The 14,070-nt window shown below is 47.0% G+C and carries 12 protein-coding genes and 1 tRNA gene; 7 read left to right on the top strand and 6 right to left on the bottom strand.

Going from position 1 to position 14,070, the window contains the following annotated elements; genetic code table 11:
- Positions 1–102: 102 nt before the first annotated feature.
- Positions 103–714: a superinfection exclusion B family protein gene (locus L5L97_RS09545; RefSeq protein ID WP_105251480.1), complete on the top strand. Its 612-nt coding sequence runs from the start codon at positions 103–105 to the stop codon at positions 712–714.
- Between the two features lie 141 nt (positions 715–855).
- On the opposite strand, the gene L5L97_RS09540 is transcribed toward L5L97_RS09545, so the two are convergent.
- Positions 856–987 (bottom strand): DUF3149 domain-containing protein, encoded by a 132-nt coding sequence (locus L5L97_RS09540; RefSeq protein ID WP_105251481.1) that lies wholly within the window; start codon positions 985–987, stop codon positions 856–858.
- Between the two features lie 311 nt (positions 988–1,298).
- Here L5L97_RS09540 and L5L97_RS09535 point away from each other — a divergent pair, with 311 nt between their 5' ends.
- Positions 1,299–2,888, top strand: a complete 1,590-nt coding sequence (locus L5L97_RS09535; RefSeq protein ID WP_131524106.1) for a bacteriohemerythrin — start codon at positions 1,299–1,301, stop codon at positions 2,886–2,888.
- 146 nt (positions 2,889–3,034) lie between these two features.
- Positions 3,035–3,121: transfer RNA gene (locus L5L97_RS09530), tRNA-Leu, on the top strand.
- 87 nt (positions 3,122–3,208) lie between these two features.
- Here L5L97_RS09530 and modC read toward each other — a convergent pair.
- From modC to modA, 3 genes are read right to left on the bottom strand one after another with little or no spacing between them, the layout of a single operon-like run.
- Positions 3,209–4,294 carry a molybdenum ABC transporter ATP-binding protein ModC gene (modC, locus tag L5L97_RS09525; RefSeq protein WP_263181657.1) on the bottom strand — a complete coding sequence of 362 codons (1,086 nt, stop codon included), beginning with the start codon at positions 4,292–4,294 and terminating at the stop codon, positions 3,209–3,211.
- Positions 4,288–5,025, bottom strand: coding sequence for a molybdate ABC transporter permease subunit (gene modB, locus L5L97_RS09520; protein ID WP_006083011.1), 738 nt, complete (start codon positions 5,023–5,025; stop codon positions 4,288–4,290). Before modB ends, modC begins: the two co-directional genes overlap by 7 nt.
- Before the next feature lies 1 nt (position 5,026).
- Positions 5,027–5,818, bottom strand: coding sequence for a molybdate ABC transporter substrate-binding protein (gene modA, locus L5L97_RS09515; protein ID WP_263181656.1), 792 nt, complete (start codon positions 5,816–5,818; stop codon positions 5,027–5,029).
- 205 nt (positions 5,819–6,023) lie between these two features.
- Here modA and L5L97_RS09510 point away from each other — a divergent pair, with 205 nt between their 5' ends.
- The 4 genes from L5L97_RS09510 (at position 6,024) to L5L97_RS09495 (ending at position 12,043) form a co-directional block, all read left to right on the top strand.
- Entirely contained in the window at positions 6,024–6,803 is a 780-nt protein-coding gene (locus L5L97_RS09510) for a TOBE domain-containing protein (protein ID WP_263181655.1), read from the top strand.
- A gap of 500 nt (positions 6,804–7,303) precedes the next feature.
- The gene (locus L5L97_RS09505) at positions 7,304–8,536 is read left to right on the top strand and encodes an efflux RND transporter periplasmic adaptor subunit (protein WP_168826787.1); all 1,233 of its coding nucleotides are present in this window, start codon (positions 7,304–7,306) and stop codon (positions 8,534–8,536) included.
- Between the two features lie 2 nt (positions 8,537–8,538).
- Complete coding sequence (locus L5L97_RS09500; protein WP_263181654.1) at positions 8,539–10,572, top strand: MacB family efflux pump subunit; 2,034 nt, start codon at positions 8,539–8,541, stop codon at positions 10,570–10,572.
- Between the two features lie 7 nt (positions 10,573–10,579).
- Entirely contained in the window at positions 10,580–12,043 is a 1,464-nt protein-coding gene (locus L5L97_RS09495) for an efflux transporter outer membrane subunit (RefSeq protein WP_263181653.1), read from the top strand.
- A 133-nt stretch (positions 12,044–12,176) separates the two neighbouring features.
- Here the strand turns inward: L5L97_RS09495 and L5L97_RS09490 are convergent, their stop codons facing one another.
- Both L5L97_RS09490 and L5L97_RS09485 read right to left on the bottom strand, forming a co-directional pair.
- Positions 12,177–13,319, bottom strand: a complete 1,143-nt coding sequence (locus tag L5L97_RS09490) for a site-2 protease family protein (RefSeq protein ID WP_263181652.1) — start codon at positions 13,317–13,319, stop codon at positions 12,177–12,179.
- 231 nt (positions 13,320–13,550) lie between these two features.
- Positions 13,551–13,928, bottom strand: coding sequence for a DUF4144 family protein (locus L5L97_RS09485; protein ID WP_028759298.1), 378 nt, complete (start codon positions 13,926–13,928; stop codon positions 13,551–13,553).
- Between the last annotated feature and the right edge of the window lie 142 nt (positions 13,929–14,070).

Genomic DNA, 14,070 nt, shown 5'->3' with positions numbered 1-14,070 from the left:
TGCATTTTCTCGCAGATAAAATCAACGAAATATGTCTTAATTTGTGGCATTAAATTTGCTTATTAGCCGATAAGTTCAATTTTTTGTCACTGGGATAGCACTATGTTTAAACTCAAGCTGGATTCAGTTAAGTTTTTTAGCCCGAAGAAAATGATGTTTAGAGTCATGCTGTGGCTTATGGTGAGTTGCTCTGTCTTACTTCTTATTCCTCCTAATGTGCTGGCAGTGCTGGCGCTCGATAAATTTGTGCCAGAACATGCACAGTTTGTTGGATTAGGTCTAATCGTTTCTATCGCTTACTTTTTGAGTCAATTAATTAACTTAGGCTTAGATGAGTCTATCCGTCATTTAAGTGATAAGCGCGTTATTGAGACGATTGAAGCTAAAGTGAATCTACTTGATCCCGCTGAGCGAGCTTTAGTGAGGGAATTCTTTCTTCAAGGCGCCACGATTTTGACTCTGCCGCAAAATGAACCCGCTGTAAAAAGTTTAGTGAATGCCTGCATCTTAGAAAAGCTCGGTAACGAGCGCCATTATGCGATTCAGGGACCGACCGCTGACTATAAGATTGCCATGAAAGCGCGTATGTACCTCAACCGTGATGTGCTGCGTTTGCCAGCAGGTGAGCCGAGCCAAGAAGAAATGCAGTCGTTGATTAAGGCGCGTCCGCAATTTTTGAATGGATTAGTACAAAACAGAAAACACGCAGCATAGGCGTGTTCTACCTCACTCGGATGAGTGCTAGCAATGTTTTAGTTAGCACTTTTAACATGCGAGACAACAAAAAATGGGGGTGATAAGACCCCCTAGATTTTGCATTTATACAAGAAACATGAAGAACAACTGGAGCAAAAACTATGGTTTCGGTGCCGACTTCACAATGAACATCCAAGTGATATAAGACACTATCCCTATTGTGCTAAAGATAACGATCATTGAAAGTAAGCCTATGGGGTTACCAAACATCAGATCTAACCAAAATGCCATGACTGAAATCCTCTTTCCTGTGAAGTCCTCGCTAAATTAGCGGTATTCGATAGCTAAAATACTGATCTCGATCAATAAAAAATCGACATAGGAATACAAAGTCATAACCCTTAGTTAACTCTGTGATCTTGGTCAAATTTAAGGGTATGCTTAACAGCGACGAGTTCAAATAATTTAGCTTTGTTTCTTCTTCCGTTAGCGTCTAGGATTAACCTATTCAACTCGATCGATATTCAGTTAACGCGCTATTCCATTTATTCGTTCTTGTTTTTATATGAAGACGCGATATCAGTTTTTTAAAGGAGTAAAAAATGGATTCTAAAAAAAGTCACAAGGATTCAATGGGATATAATTCTATCTTTGCGCCACTATTGTTGCTGATTTATCCCCTCTATTGTTTGGTGATCACAGGGCACTTTGTTGCCATTTTGTGTTTAAGCGTGCTCGCCGCCATTTTAATGTTCAACATCAATAAATTAATCCGTAATTTGAGACAACTTGAGCGTGCAGCACACCACTTAGGCGAGGGAGATTTGAGTTATCAATTGGAAGAGAAGGATGCGGGTGTGTTCATTAAGGTAGTACATAACATTAATCGCATGGGTGAGGATGTCAGCCGTACGATTTTGTCTTTATCTGATACCTGTGAAGGGATGAAAAAAGTCGCCTCGGATATCAAGGTTATCAGTGAACAGGCAAAGCAAGGCGTGTTAGAGCAAGAGCATCAAACGGAACTGGCAGCCAGTGCGATGACGCAGATGGTTTCAAGCGTACAAGCCGTATCGCAAAATGCGGTGAGTGCTGCGCAGGCAGCTGATATTGCCCAAAGTTCTGCTAAGCGCGGTGATCAAATCATGAATGGCATAGTCACTAAAATTGGCGCTATGTCGCAACAAATCCATGATACTCGAACCGTGATTGAGCACTTGGCCGCCGACAGCAACAATATCAGTAGTATTATTGAAACCATTTCGCAGGTGGCCGAACAAACCAATTTACTCGCTTTAAATGCTGCCATTGAAAGTGCGAGAGCGGGTGAACATGGTCGCGGTTTTGCTGTAGTCGCCGATGAAGTACGTAATCTTGCTAAACGAACATCCGAAGCCACGGTTGAGATCCAGCAGCAAATCGCCGCATTACAAAAAGGCGCACAACATGGTGTTGAAGTCATGTTGAAAAACGTGGCGATTGCCGACGAAACGGCTGATATGGTTGATCAAGCTCACAGTGCACTCGGGCAGATTGTCGCTCAGGTGGAGACCATTACCGATATGTCCCACCAAATTGCCACAGCATCGGGACAACAACATACAGTAGCAGAGGAAATTAATAAAAATATCAGTGTGATGGCTGAGCTAGCCCTGAGTAATGCCTCCCACACCAACAACACTAACTTATCGAGTTTGAAAGTGTATAACATGTCGCAGGAAATCGGCTCCTTGCTGCATCGATTCCATGTGAATGCGGCATTTTTTAATTCGAGTCAGGCACAAAATAAACTCTTTGTGAAATGGGGGCCTGAGTTAGACATAGGGATGCCAGAGATCAATCGTCAACATCAGCGCTTAGTCTCATTGATCAATGAATTACACCGCACATTAAATGAAGAGTATGGACTTGAAGCCATCAAACGTATCGTACAAGGGTTAGTGGATTACACCGCCAATCACTTTGCCTATGAAGAGGAACTCTTTGCGCGTTTTGGTTATCCTCAAACTGACAGTCACAAGGAAAAGCACGGCAAGTTAGTTGGGCAAGTACTTGATTTTCAAAAGCGAGTTGTTAGAGGTGAAGATGTTGCCGACGAATTAATGGCTTTCTTGAAAGCTTGGTTGGTAAACCATATTCAAAAAAGTGATAAAGAATATACCGCTTTTTTATTATCCCATGGCGCAGAATAACCCCAAGAGCATGATTTTTGAGCGGTTAAATGCAATTTGTATTAAAGTCGCGGCAAAAGACTTGCCATTGTCATAAGCAAAGGTATAATTCCCAGCACTTAGAGACAGCCAGTTGTTTTGATTGCTTCTAAGTGCATATTTGATATGCCAGTGTGGTGAAATCGGTAGACACAGGGGATTCAAAATCCCCCGCCCTTAAAAGCGTGCCAGTTCGAGTCTGGCCACTGGTACCAAATCCTTCTGATGAAGGAACTAAAACCGACCTAGAGTCGGTTTTTTTGTGCCTGAAATTTGGTTTTCGCTCGGTGCTCTAGGTTGAGCTAGTGGGATTCGGCGCTATCCATTTGCGTCATAGTCACGCCTTTGATTTGTGCATAAATCGCTTTTCCATGAGTGAGTTGCAGTTCGTCGCAGGCCCAAGGGGTGATGTTGGCCCAAAGTTCATCGCGGCCTAGGGCGATTTTTAATTGGATTTGCTCGCCGTTATCGCTGGGGTATAACTCTTTAATTTCTCCCTTTAGCAGGTTACGGATACTTGAGCCTTTGGGGAGCTCAGTGCAAACCGAGACATGATTTGCCTGAATACGCACTTTGAGTTTTTTTGCCGTTTCAGCCAGGTAGCCATTTACCCACAAATAGTTTCCATCATCCATCACGAGTCGAGTCATGGGGTAGTCGGGATGTCTGTCGGCGACCTTTGCACTGAGGAGTGAGCTGAGTTCCTGCAATGGCACCCAAGGCCGCATTTGCTCGCTATTCCACACTTCACTTAAGGCGCCTTGGGCAATCAATTTCCCCTGATGCAGCACCAGCATATAATCCGCCAGTTGTAAGATCTCATCTAGGCTGTGGCTCACGTACACTATTGGCAGTTTTAGTTCCTGCGATAAGGTTTGCAAGTAGGGCAGCAACTCGCGTTTACGGGGTAAATCGAGTGATGCCAGCGGCTCATCCATTAGCAGCATGTCAGGTGATGTCAGCAGGGCACGGCCAATGGCAACCCGTTGTTTTTCACCGCCCGATAGCGTGCTGGGATAACGACTGAGGAGTTTTTCAATCCCTAGTAGTTGCACAATTCTATCGAACAAGACTGGGTTAGCTTTACGCACACCATAGTTGAGATTGCCCTTCACGCTATAGTGCGGGAACAGTCGTGCTTCTTGAAATACATAGCCAATTTGACGCTTCTCTGGGGGAAGGTTCACTTTGCCTTGTTGATAAAGCAGTTTGTCACCGAGGCGGATTTCACCACTATCTGGGGTCGAAAGCCCGCCGAGCAGGTTCACTAGCGAGGTTTTACCCGCACCCGAGCGGCCAAAAACGGCTGTCACGCCTTGCAATGGCAATTGGGTATCGACTTTCAGTTGCAGTTGTCCGAGTCGTTTTTCAATATTGATTGTTAACATACGCTTGCCGTCCTCTGCAGGGCTTTTTTACTCAGCCATTGGGAGGCAAGTAAAGACGCGAGTGCGATAACGATCGAGATAATGCACAGACGCATGGCCTGATATTCTGCCCCTGGGGTTTCAATAAAAGAGTACATGGCGAGCGGAATCGTACGGGTTTCACCTGGGATATTAGAAACGAAGGTAATAGTCGAGCCAAATTCCCCTAGGCTGCGGGCAAAGGCGATAATCATGCCTGACACTATCCCTGGAGAGGTGAGTGGCAGTGTGATGGTGAGAAATACTCGCCATCGACTGCTACCTAAAGTGCGTGCGGCCTGCTCGAGTCGAATATCAACGGTTTCAAAGGATTGGCGTATGGCTCTGACCATCAGCGGGAATGACACTATCGCCGCCGCGAGGGCCGCACCGCGCCAACTAAAGCTAAAACTGATGCCAAACCAATTAAATAACCACTGGCCGATAAAACCTTGGCGGCCCATGCTGATCAGCAAGAGGTAACCCACTACCACGGGCGGTAACACCAGTGGTAGATGGAGCACACTGTCAAATATAGCCTTGCCAGGAAACTCGACCCTTGCCAGTAACCAAGCGCACAAAATACCCAAGGGTAAACTGGCGATAACGGCAACGGATGACACCTTTAAACTGAGCAGCAGTGCGGCAATTTCATAGTCGCTTAAAAGAGAGCCACTTAGCAGAGAGCCGCTTAACAAAGAACCACTCAGCACCCTAATTCACTCCAAAGCCATATTTCTCAAACACATTTTTTGCGCTTGGGCCCTGCAGATACTCATTAAACGCTTTGGCGCTTGCGGTCGATTCTTGTTTGACTAAGGCGACAGGGTATTCAATTGGGCTGTAACTCGTTTCTGGGAAGGTGCCAACGATTTTGATCTTTTGGGCGACTTTCGCATCGGTTGAATACACTATGCCAAGCGGCGCTTCACCCTGTTCAACCAAAGCGAGGGCGGCACGGACATTGTTAGCACGGGCGAGTAAGGGCTCAGCGGCTTGCCACAGCTTGAGGTTTTCGAGGGCTTGCTTGGCATATTGTCCAGCGGGTACATGATCTGGATCGCCAACAGCCATACGACTGCCTTTTAATGCGGCTTTAATATCCCAATCGCCATTGAGCACGACTTCTGTGATGGGACTATTTTTCTCGGCAATCAAGACTAAGGTGTTTTTTAGCAAGGTTTTACGGCTGTTAACATCGACCGCTTTGGCATCGACCAGATAATCCATCCATTTTTGATTGGCTGAGACAAACAGATCGGCGGGCGCACCATTGGCCACTTGTTTTGCCAGTGTTGAGGAAGAGGCGAAGGAGAATATCACCTTAGTATTGTGTTCTTTTTCATATTGCTGGCCGATTTCGTTAAGGGCATTGGTGAGTGATGCCGCAGCAAAAACAGTCACTTGCTCATTGTCTGCCGCAAAAATTGAGCTAGATGTCAGTATCATTGTGAATAATGAAGCCGTGGTAAAACGCAGTAATTGCTTAAGGTGAATGGATTTCATGGTGTTCCTCCGTGATAAAAAGTGATCGTTATATACCAATCTATATATCGATCATTCAAGCCCTAAGCAATCAATTAGTGATCTGTGTGCGGTTTCTTGCTGATTAATGGTATTAATCCGCTGAAATATCTCGGCAATCTTATTGGTATCCTCAAGACGATGAAGGACAATAGGACTCAAGTCAGACTTGGATGTTGGATAAACGATGGATTTACATGCATTACTTACGCTTTCCCTCGGGGATAAGCCCTTCGCCAATCCTAGGCGGATAAGCCTGCTTGAGCAGGTCGCCAACACAGGCTCGATCAGCCAAGGCGCCAAGCTTGCGGGGATCAGTTATAAAGCGGCGTGGGACGCGATCAATGAGATGAACACCGTCATGCCGGAACCCGTAGTGTGTAGCGAAAAGGGCGGCAAAGGCGGTGGCGGCGCTAAACTCACCAAATTTGGCGAACGGTTGCTTAAGGTGTATTCCATCACCTCCCAAGTACAAGAAATGGCTTTGGCTGCCTTGCTCGATGAGTCCGTCGATATGCACAGTTTATTGGATGTGATGGCGCATTTCTCTCTCAACACCAGCGCCCGCAATCAGTTAACGGGGCGTATCAATAGCATTGATTCATTTGGATTAAATGACAAAATCAGCGTGACCTTATCGGGCGGACAACAGATTCAGATTTCAGTGACCCATTCGAGCTGCGAACGCTTGCAGTTAGCCCTGGATAAATCTGTGTTGTTACTGTTTAAAGCCCCCGCTGTACTGGCGACGACTCATGCCTGTGAAGTGGATGGGCAAAATTGCCTAAACGGTCGTTTGCTGAGCGTGACTGAACTTGGCGATAAGGCCGAATTAGCCATAGATATTGATGGTAAAGACATCATCTATTCAGTGATGCCACTCACCCAAATGCAGAGTTTGGCTGTCGGCGAATCATGTTTCGCCTGTTTTGATGCCACGCAGGTGATCCTCGCCAGCATGAATTAGTCGAATTGAATAATTAATTCGATTAATCATTGGGGATGGCCCGTGACTTGGCGTTTTTTTTCACAGTGGGTTGGTGGGGAATCTAATGGTTTCTTTTGTTTGCGCACATGATTTGGATTTTTCATTCTTTTAGAGAAGATCAACGTCGTGGGGCTTCACCTCACGACGTTGATTTTTTCTTGAAAAAAAATCAAATGAAGTCTGTATCTAGATTCGTTTGAATGGCTGAACTACCACAAGTGGCACAGTCATAGAATGTAGACAACAACAATTTATCACCTGACGATTTGATAACGCACTAAATTGGCATGGCAGTCTAAGCACCACTCAATCGTGCTTTCCTTGTCAATTTCTACACAGATATTTGCAAATCTTTACCTGTTAACGACACTTCCTTCGTCTACTGTCTTTGGCTAACTCTATATACTGTTGGAACAATTTCAGTTCCTTAGCAAGATGAATGCTTGCTGTCTTTAGCATTGATGGACACGACAATACCGATGAAAAAATCCTCAAAGCGTAAATTGCTGCTCGCGTTAAGCGGCTTAATCCTCCTGAGTGGCGGTGCTTATTTTATGTGGCATAAGCCTGAAACGGCACCTACCTATGTGACTGAAGCGGTGCGCCGTGGCGATATCGAAAACTCAGTGCTGGCTAATGGCATGTTGCAGGCATCCAAACTGGTGAGTGTAGGCGCGCAGGTGTCGGGGCAAATCTTAAGTTTGCCGCTGGCACTGGGTGATGAAGTAAAGAAAGGCGATTTGATTGCTCAGATTGATAGCCTAGCGCAGCAGAATAATTTGAAGGATGCCCTCGCATCACTCAAGAGTATCAATGCTCAGTTCCGTGCTAAACAGGCGCAGATCCGCCAAGCTAAATTGGAATTTAGCCGCCAGCAGCAAATGCTTGCCGATAAGGCCAGTTCTCGTGCCGATTATGAAGTGGCCGATGCTAATCTAACGGTTTATCAAGCCGAGCTTGAGCAATTAGAAGCGCAAAAACAACAGGCTGAGATTAACGTCGACAGTGCCAGAATCGATTTAGGTTATACCAAAATTACCGCGCCGATGGATGGCACTGTGGTGTATTCCGCGGTGGAAGTGGGGCAAACCGTTAACGCCAATCAAACGACACCGACCATAGTTGAAATGGCGCAGCTGGATACCATGACAGTTAAAGCGCAGATTTCCGAAGCGGATGTTGTCAATGTCCATCCGGGTCAAGCCGTGTATTTCACGGTCCTTGGAAAACCGAATCATCCCTACCGTGGCGTTTTGAGGGCGATTGAGCCTGGGCCGATTTCGATGGATGGCGACGATAGCAATATGAGCTCTAGCGACTCAGACGCCATTTATTACCATGGTCTGTTTGATGTAGAAAACCCTGACCGTACCTTGCGTATCGGCATGACGGCGCAGGTGTCTATAGTGTTAGCTAAGGCCGATGATGCGCTATTAGTGCCTGCGCAGATATTGCGTATAAAGCCGAGGGAGAAATCCGCGGCGCCAGAGGCTAAGCCTGTCGAGCGTAAAGCTCGCAGCGGCCCGCAATATCAAGTGCCTGTATTAGTTGATAACCAAGTGCAATATGTGGATGTCACTGTGGGGATTAACAACAAAATCAATGCTGAAATCACCGCGGGTTTGAAGGAAGGCGATCAGGTTGTGCTTGGCATGCCGTCTTCCGATGATGGCAGCAGTAAATTACGTCGCCCACCTAGCGTGAGGTTTTAACAGTGACAACGGCATTACTCGAAATTTCAGGTTGTTATCGCACTTTTCAGGCGGGTGAGCAGCAACTCACTGTGCTGAAAGATGTGAACTTGTCGATTGGCCGTGGCGAGATGGTGGCGATAGTTGGCGCTTCTGGCTCGGGTAAATCGACCCTAATGAACATTCTTGGTTGTTTAGATAAGCCGTCAAAGGGCGCGTATTTTATCAACGGCCAAGATACCTCGACTATGGACGTTGATGAGTTAGCGCAGCTGCGCCGCGAGCACTTTGGTTTTATCTTTCAGCGTTATCATTTACTGGGTGATTTGACCGCCATAGGCAACGTCGAAGTGCCTGCTGTGTATGCGGGTAAAGAACGCACGGTTCGTAAAGATAGGGCCGAGCATTTGTTAACGCGTTTAGGCCTTGGCGATAGGCTTGACCATAAACCCAATCAGCTCAGTGGCGGACAGCAACAACGGGTCAGTGTGGCGCGCGCTTTGATGAATGGCGGCGATGTGATCCTTGCCGATGAGCCGACGGGTGCGCTGGATAGTCACAGCGGCGAAGAAATGATGCAGTTGTTGCAGGAGCTTCACAGCGACGGTCATACCATCATTATCGTGACCCATGATATGCACGTGGCCCAATATGCTGACCGCATTATTGAAATCAAAGACGGTGTGATTATCAGCGATGAGCGCAGTCAGGATAAACAGACGGCTAAGCCGCAAAGCTCGATGTCACAAACTTCGACGTCGCAAAGCTTAACGTTACAAAATATGGCGCCACAAAAGCCTAGCGGTGCAGTGGCAGCAAAAGACAGCTCGCGTGCGCGGGTGGCTTCGTTGGACAGATATGTCGAAGCACTTAAAATGGCGCTGGTGGCGATGTCGACCCACAGGTTACGTACCTTCTTGACTATGCTCGGGATTATTATCGGTATTGCCTCTGTGGTTTCTGTGGTGGCCTTAGGTGAAGGTTCGCAGCAGGCCATCCTCAAAAGTATCAGTTCGATGGGAACCAACACGATTGATATTCGCCCCGGTTCTGGTTTTGGCGATAGACGCTCGGCGCGGGTACGCACCTTAACCGCAACGGACGCCAATGCCCTTAAAAATCTGCCCTATGTTGATAGCGTGACGCCAAGCATTGGCTCTACTGCAACGGTTCGTTTTGGTAATAAAGCGGTATCGGCATCGGTGAATGGTGTGGGACCTGAGTTTTTCCGTGTAAGAGGGTACGAGTTAGCGCAGGGCCAATTTTGGGATGATGCCAGTGTCGCATCGCTCGCCCAAGATGCGGTGATTGATGACAACACCCGTAAGGAGCTTTTCCCTAACAGCGCTGCCGACAATAACTCGGCGATAGGGCAAGTGATTTTCCTTGGAGATTTACCCGTACGTATCATAGGTGTGACGCAGCCAAAAGAAAGTGCTTTTGGTAACAGCGATGCGCTTAATGTATGGGTGCCTTACACCACAGTTTCTGGCCGTATGGTGGGTAAAAATTATTTGGATGGTATTGCAGTTCGACTCGATGAAACTGTGCCGAGTAACGCGGCGGAGCAGGGCATTATCGCGCTGCTTAAAATGCGCCACGGTACGCAAGATTTCTTCACCATCAATACCGATACCATTAGGCAGAACATCGAAAAAACCACAGCAACCATGACCTTACTGATCTCGGCTATCGCGGTGATTTCCCTTGTCGTTGGCGGAATTGGGGTGATGAACATTATGTTAGTGTCTGTGACTGAGCGAACCCGTGAAATCGGTGTTCGTATGGCGGTGGGTGCGCGCCAGAACGATATTTTGCGCCAGTTCCTTATCGAAGCCATTTTAGTGTGTTTGTGTGGTGGCACCTTAGGTATCGCCTTGTCCTACTTAATTGGCGTGGTGTTTGCTCAAACGGGGGGCAGTTTCCAAATGATTTATTCCACCACCTCCATCGTTGCTGCCTTTGCCTGCTCGACCTTAATTGGTGTGCTATTTGGTTTCTTACCCGCCCGCAATGCGGCGCAGTTAGATCCAGTTGATGCACTAGCCAGAGAGTAATAACACCATGAATACTAGACTATTTAATCGAATATTTTCACCTCGTAGCAGTGTTGTTGCTGTTTGCACGGCTTTGGGACCTGCTCTGTGCATAGCCCTGTTGAGTGGTTGTGGCAGTGTTATGCGTTCAGACTTTGAACCGCCCGCACTGGCTATTCCTGAACAGTGGCAAAACACCACAGTGAACGAGCAAGTGAGAGTAGATCCTTGGTGGCAGCAGTTTCATCAGCCCGAGCTCGATAAGCTGGTCAGCCAAGTGCTGAGCACTAACAATGACTTAACCCTGGCGACCTTAACGCTGCGTAAGGCACGCTTGCAGGCAGGGCTAACGCGGGATGATCTATACCCACAGTTATCGGCAAACCTTGACGCTTCCCGTAATCAGCCATTTGAGGGTGGCGATGCGACTAAGAGTTATCAAGCAAAATTGTCCGTGAGTTATGAGGTGGATTTGTGGGGCAAAGTGTCGGCCAATATCGACCAAGCTCAATGGGCGGCGCTGGCGAGCGCCGAAGATAGAGAAAGTACCACCCAAAGCCTAGTGGCGACCACCGCATCCTTGTATTGGCAGATAGGTTATTTAAATCAACGAATTGATTTAAGCCAAAAGAGTATCGAGTACAGTCAGCAAACGTTGGCATTAACCCAAAGGCAGTATGATTCTGGGGCCGTGACGCAAGTGAATGTGCTTGAAGCTCAGCGCAGTATGGCGGGACAAGAGGCTGCCCATAGCCAGCTTATTCAGCAATTAACTGTGGCTAAAAATGCCCTCGCGATATTACTGAATCAGGCACCTGCAGCTGTTCCTGCGCAGAGTTTAGCTTCAGGGGGAACTTGGGTTGAGATTAAGCAACTCCCCGACGTAGCAGTACCTGATGTTAGCGTGGGTGTACCCGCAGATTTATTAGTGAGACGCCCAGATGTGAAGGCCTCCTTGTATCAACTGCGCTCCGCCTTGGCGAGTAAAGATGCGACCTATGCGAGTTATTTCCCAAGCCTGAGTTTAACCGGCGGTGTTGGGGAGTCGACCTCTGAGTTAAAAGAGTTGTTACGTAATCCCGTTGGCAGTTTAGGCGCAGGGCTAGTCTTGCCCTTTTTGCAGTGGAATCAAATGCAAATCAATAATGACATTGCCGATATCGATTATCAAACCGCAGTGGTGAATTATCGCAAGACGCTTTATTCCGCCTTTGAGGATGTCGATAACGCGATTTCGGCTAAGCAGCAATATCGTTATCAAGGGGAGAAGTTGGCACAGCAATTTAGCGCAGCGGCGGCCGTTGAAGCCATTTATGAGAGCCAGTACCGCAATGGCGCTATCGGTATTCAGAATTGGATTGATGCCCAAGAGAATCGTCGCAGCGCCGAGGCGGCTTTACTCGAGAATCGCTATAACCAACTCACCGCCCAAGCGACACTTTATCAAGCCCTTGGTGGCAGTGATATTGCCCCGCCTTTGGCAAAGGAATAGCGCATTTTTGTAAAAGCATCACAGCGCGACAGAAAAATAAAAAACCGCTATTAATAGCGGTTTTTTGTTGGGCAAGTGCAAGTGTAAGCACTCGTGCTAGTGCCTTTGCGCTGCGTTTAGCCGTTAAGCAGAATTAGCTGCGTAATATTTGCAGCGGCAGACTGAGCATATCATCGCCGGTTCCGGCTAAGTGCCAGATGATGCCGACTAAGGCGCCAACCGTGAGCAAATACCAAATAACCGAGAAGATTTGCCCGTATCTGTCTAATGGCAGCAAATGGCTTTGATGACGAGTTCGCCATTCGAAAATGATTTCTAAGCTGCCGATCAACAGTAAGAAGCCCAATAGGGCTAAGCCTAAGGTGTAGCTGATATACACTCCGAAAGCGGCACCAGCGGCGCAGGCGACCAAGCCCATAATGCTGTTCATCGAAAAGCTGATGCTCTTTAAAATATGGCCGCCATCGAGTGGCAGAATAGGCAATAAATTAAATAGGTTAAGCAGCGCATTAAAGGCGGCAAGGCCAGCAAAAAACACATTGCCCGTTGCGTGGTAAGCAATCAAGGAAGCGATGGACATCAAGAGCCCAAAGGTCGGTCCCATGATAGAAATCACCACATCTTGCCAACGCGTATTAATTTTCTCATCGGAGAGCGCGAGTCCGCCCATAAAGGGAATAAGGTAAATCCCTTTGGTCTTCATCCCAAAATATTTCATTGCGCGAATATGGCCATATTCGTGAAATACCAAACAGGCGATAAGTGCGAGGGCGAATTGGAAGGAGAATAGCCAAGAGTAAGCGGCAACACTGGCGCCCGCTAACACTACCTTTATGACTTTAGCGCTTTTTAACAGCTTAAAGCCGAGGGAGGCGAGTCCTATCATGCTGATTTTTTGCTGTTTAACGATGGGCGTTTCTGGTGTTTGGCGTTCGATATCTTTCTCTGTCCGTCGCCCTTGGTCGATAATCTTGTCATCCATCAGCAAGCAGTAATCGAGGCGGAAAGGCTGCCAAACGAGATCGGTTTCGAGGCGAACTTGGATTTTAGCTTCTGTTATGGCGATGGCTTGCTCACCACTTTCTGTCACCAATTGGCTGCTGTGGTGGGTGAGTTCAAAGACATGGACTTTGAGGCCGCCATTATCGACGGAAGCTTCTTTTTGTGAGACTAAGGTGTTGTCCCAGTAGAGTTGTTGCCAGCCCGCGAGCGAGCCTTCTAAGCGCAGTTGTTTGCCTAAGCAGTCAATCTTAAGTAGTTCCAATTTCGGTTCCATCTGTTTGTATATTTAGTGCCAACTTAAACGTCATCCCTTGAGTCGACGCAGAAAACGGTTATTTTGGAGTGCATCTTAAGCGCTTTACCGTCTGGCTTAGCGCTGTTACACCGTGGCAAATTATGCCTGTGAATTGATTATGAGGATATTAGCTTTTAAGGTCATATTGTTTTTTATTGATTAACTGAGTTATTGATAGCCATTTATTATGGCTTATCATGTGCTTGCTGTTTATTCATCGAGGGTACGAACAATTTCAATGCCTTGGGCAATTGTCGTGAAAGCCAGTTTAGCGACACAACATTGTCCTAGTGCTTGGGCATGATTTTGAACCCATTTGATAAATTCATTGAGTGGCAAATCCTGTTTTTGGCGCAGTAATCGAGGTAATTCGCCAACAGGATCTTCATGGATTTTTTGTGGACAGGCACTGATAAGGTATCGCTGCCCTTTGGAGTCTAATAATTGATCGGTTTCGATGAAGTGATGCTGATAGAGACAGGCCAGTTCGAGCCAATCTCTTTGATGTTCTAGGTAAAGTAATTCGTCATTTTGAGTCAGTTTTACAATCGCTGGCCATTCAATACTAGACATCTTAACGCTAGTCATTTCAGATCCTTAGGAAGTTTAAAATGGGCTCTGAGGTATTCTCTGAGATCAATCGGCGGCAGTAGACAAGGATTAGGATTTAGCAAGAAGGTGACTTGGCATACTGCTGCGTGCGTTTATCTGTGAGCAGTATGCCACGCTT

This window comes from Shewanella sp. SM71 (genome assembly GCF_025653905.1).
In the GTDB taxonomy this organism is placed as follows: domain Bacteria; phylum Pseudomonadota; class Gammaproteobacteria; order Enterobacterales; family Shewanellaceae; genus Shewanella; species Shewanella oncorhynchi.
The sequence above is the reverse complement of the archived record's forward strand: the minus strand, read 5'-3'. Positions and strand labels throughout refer to the sequence as shown.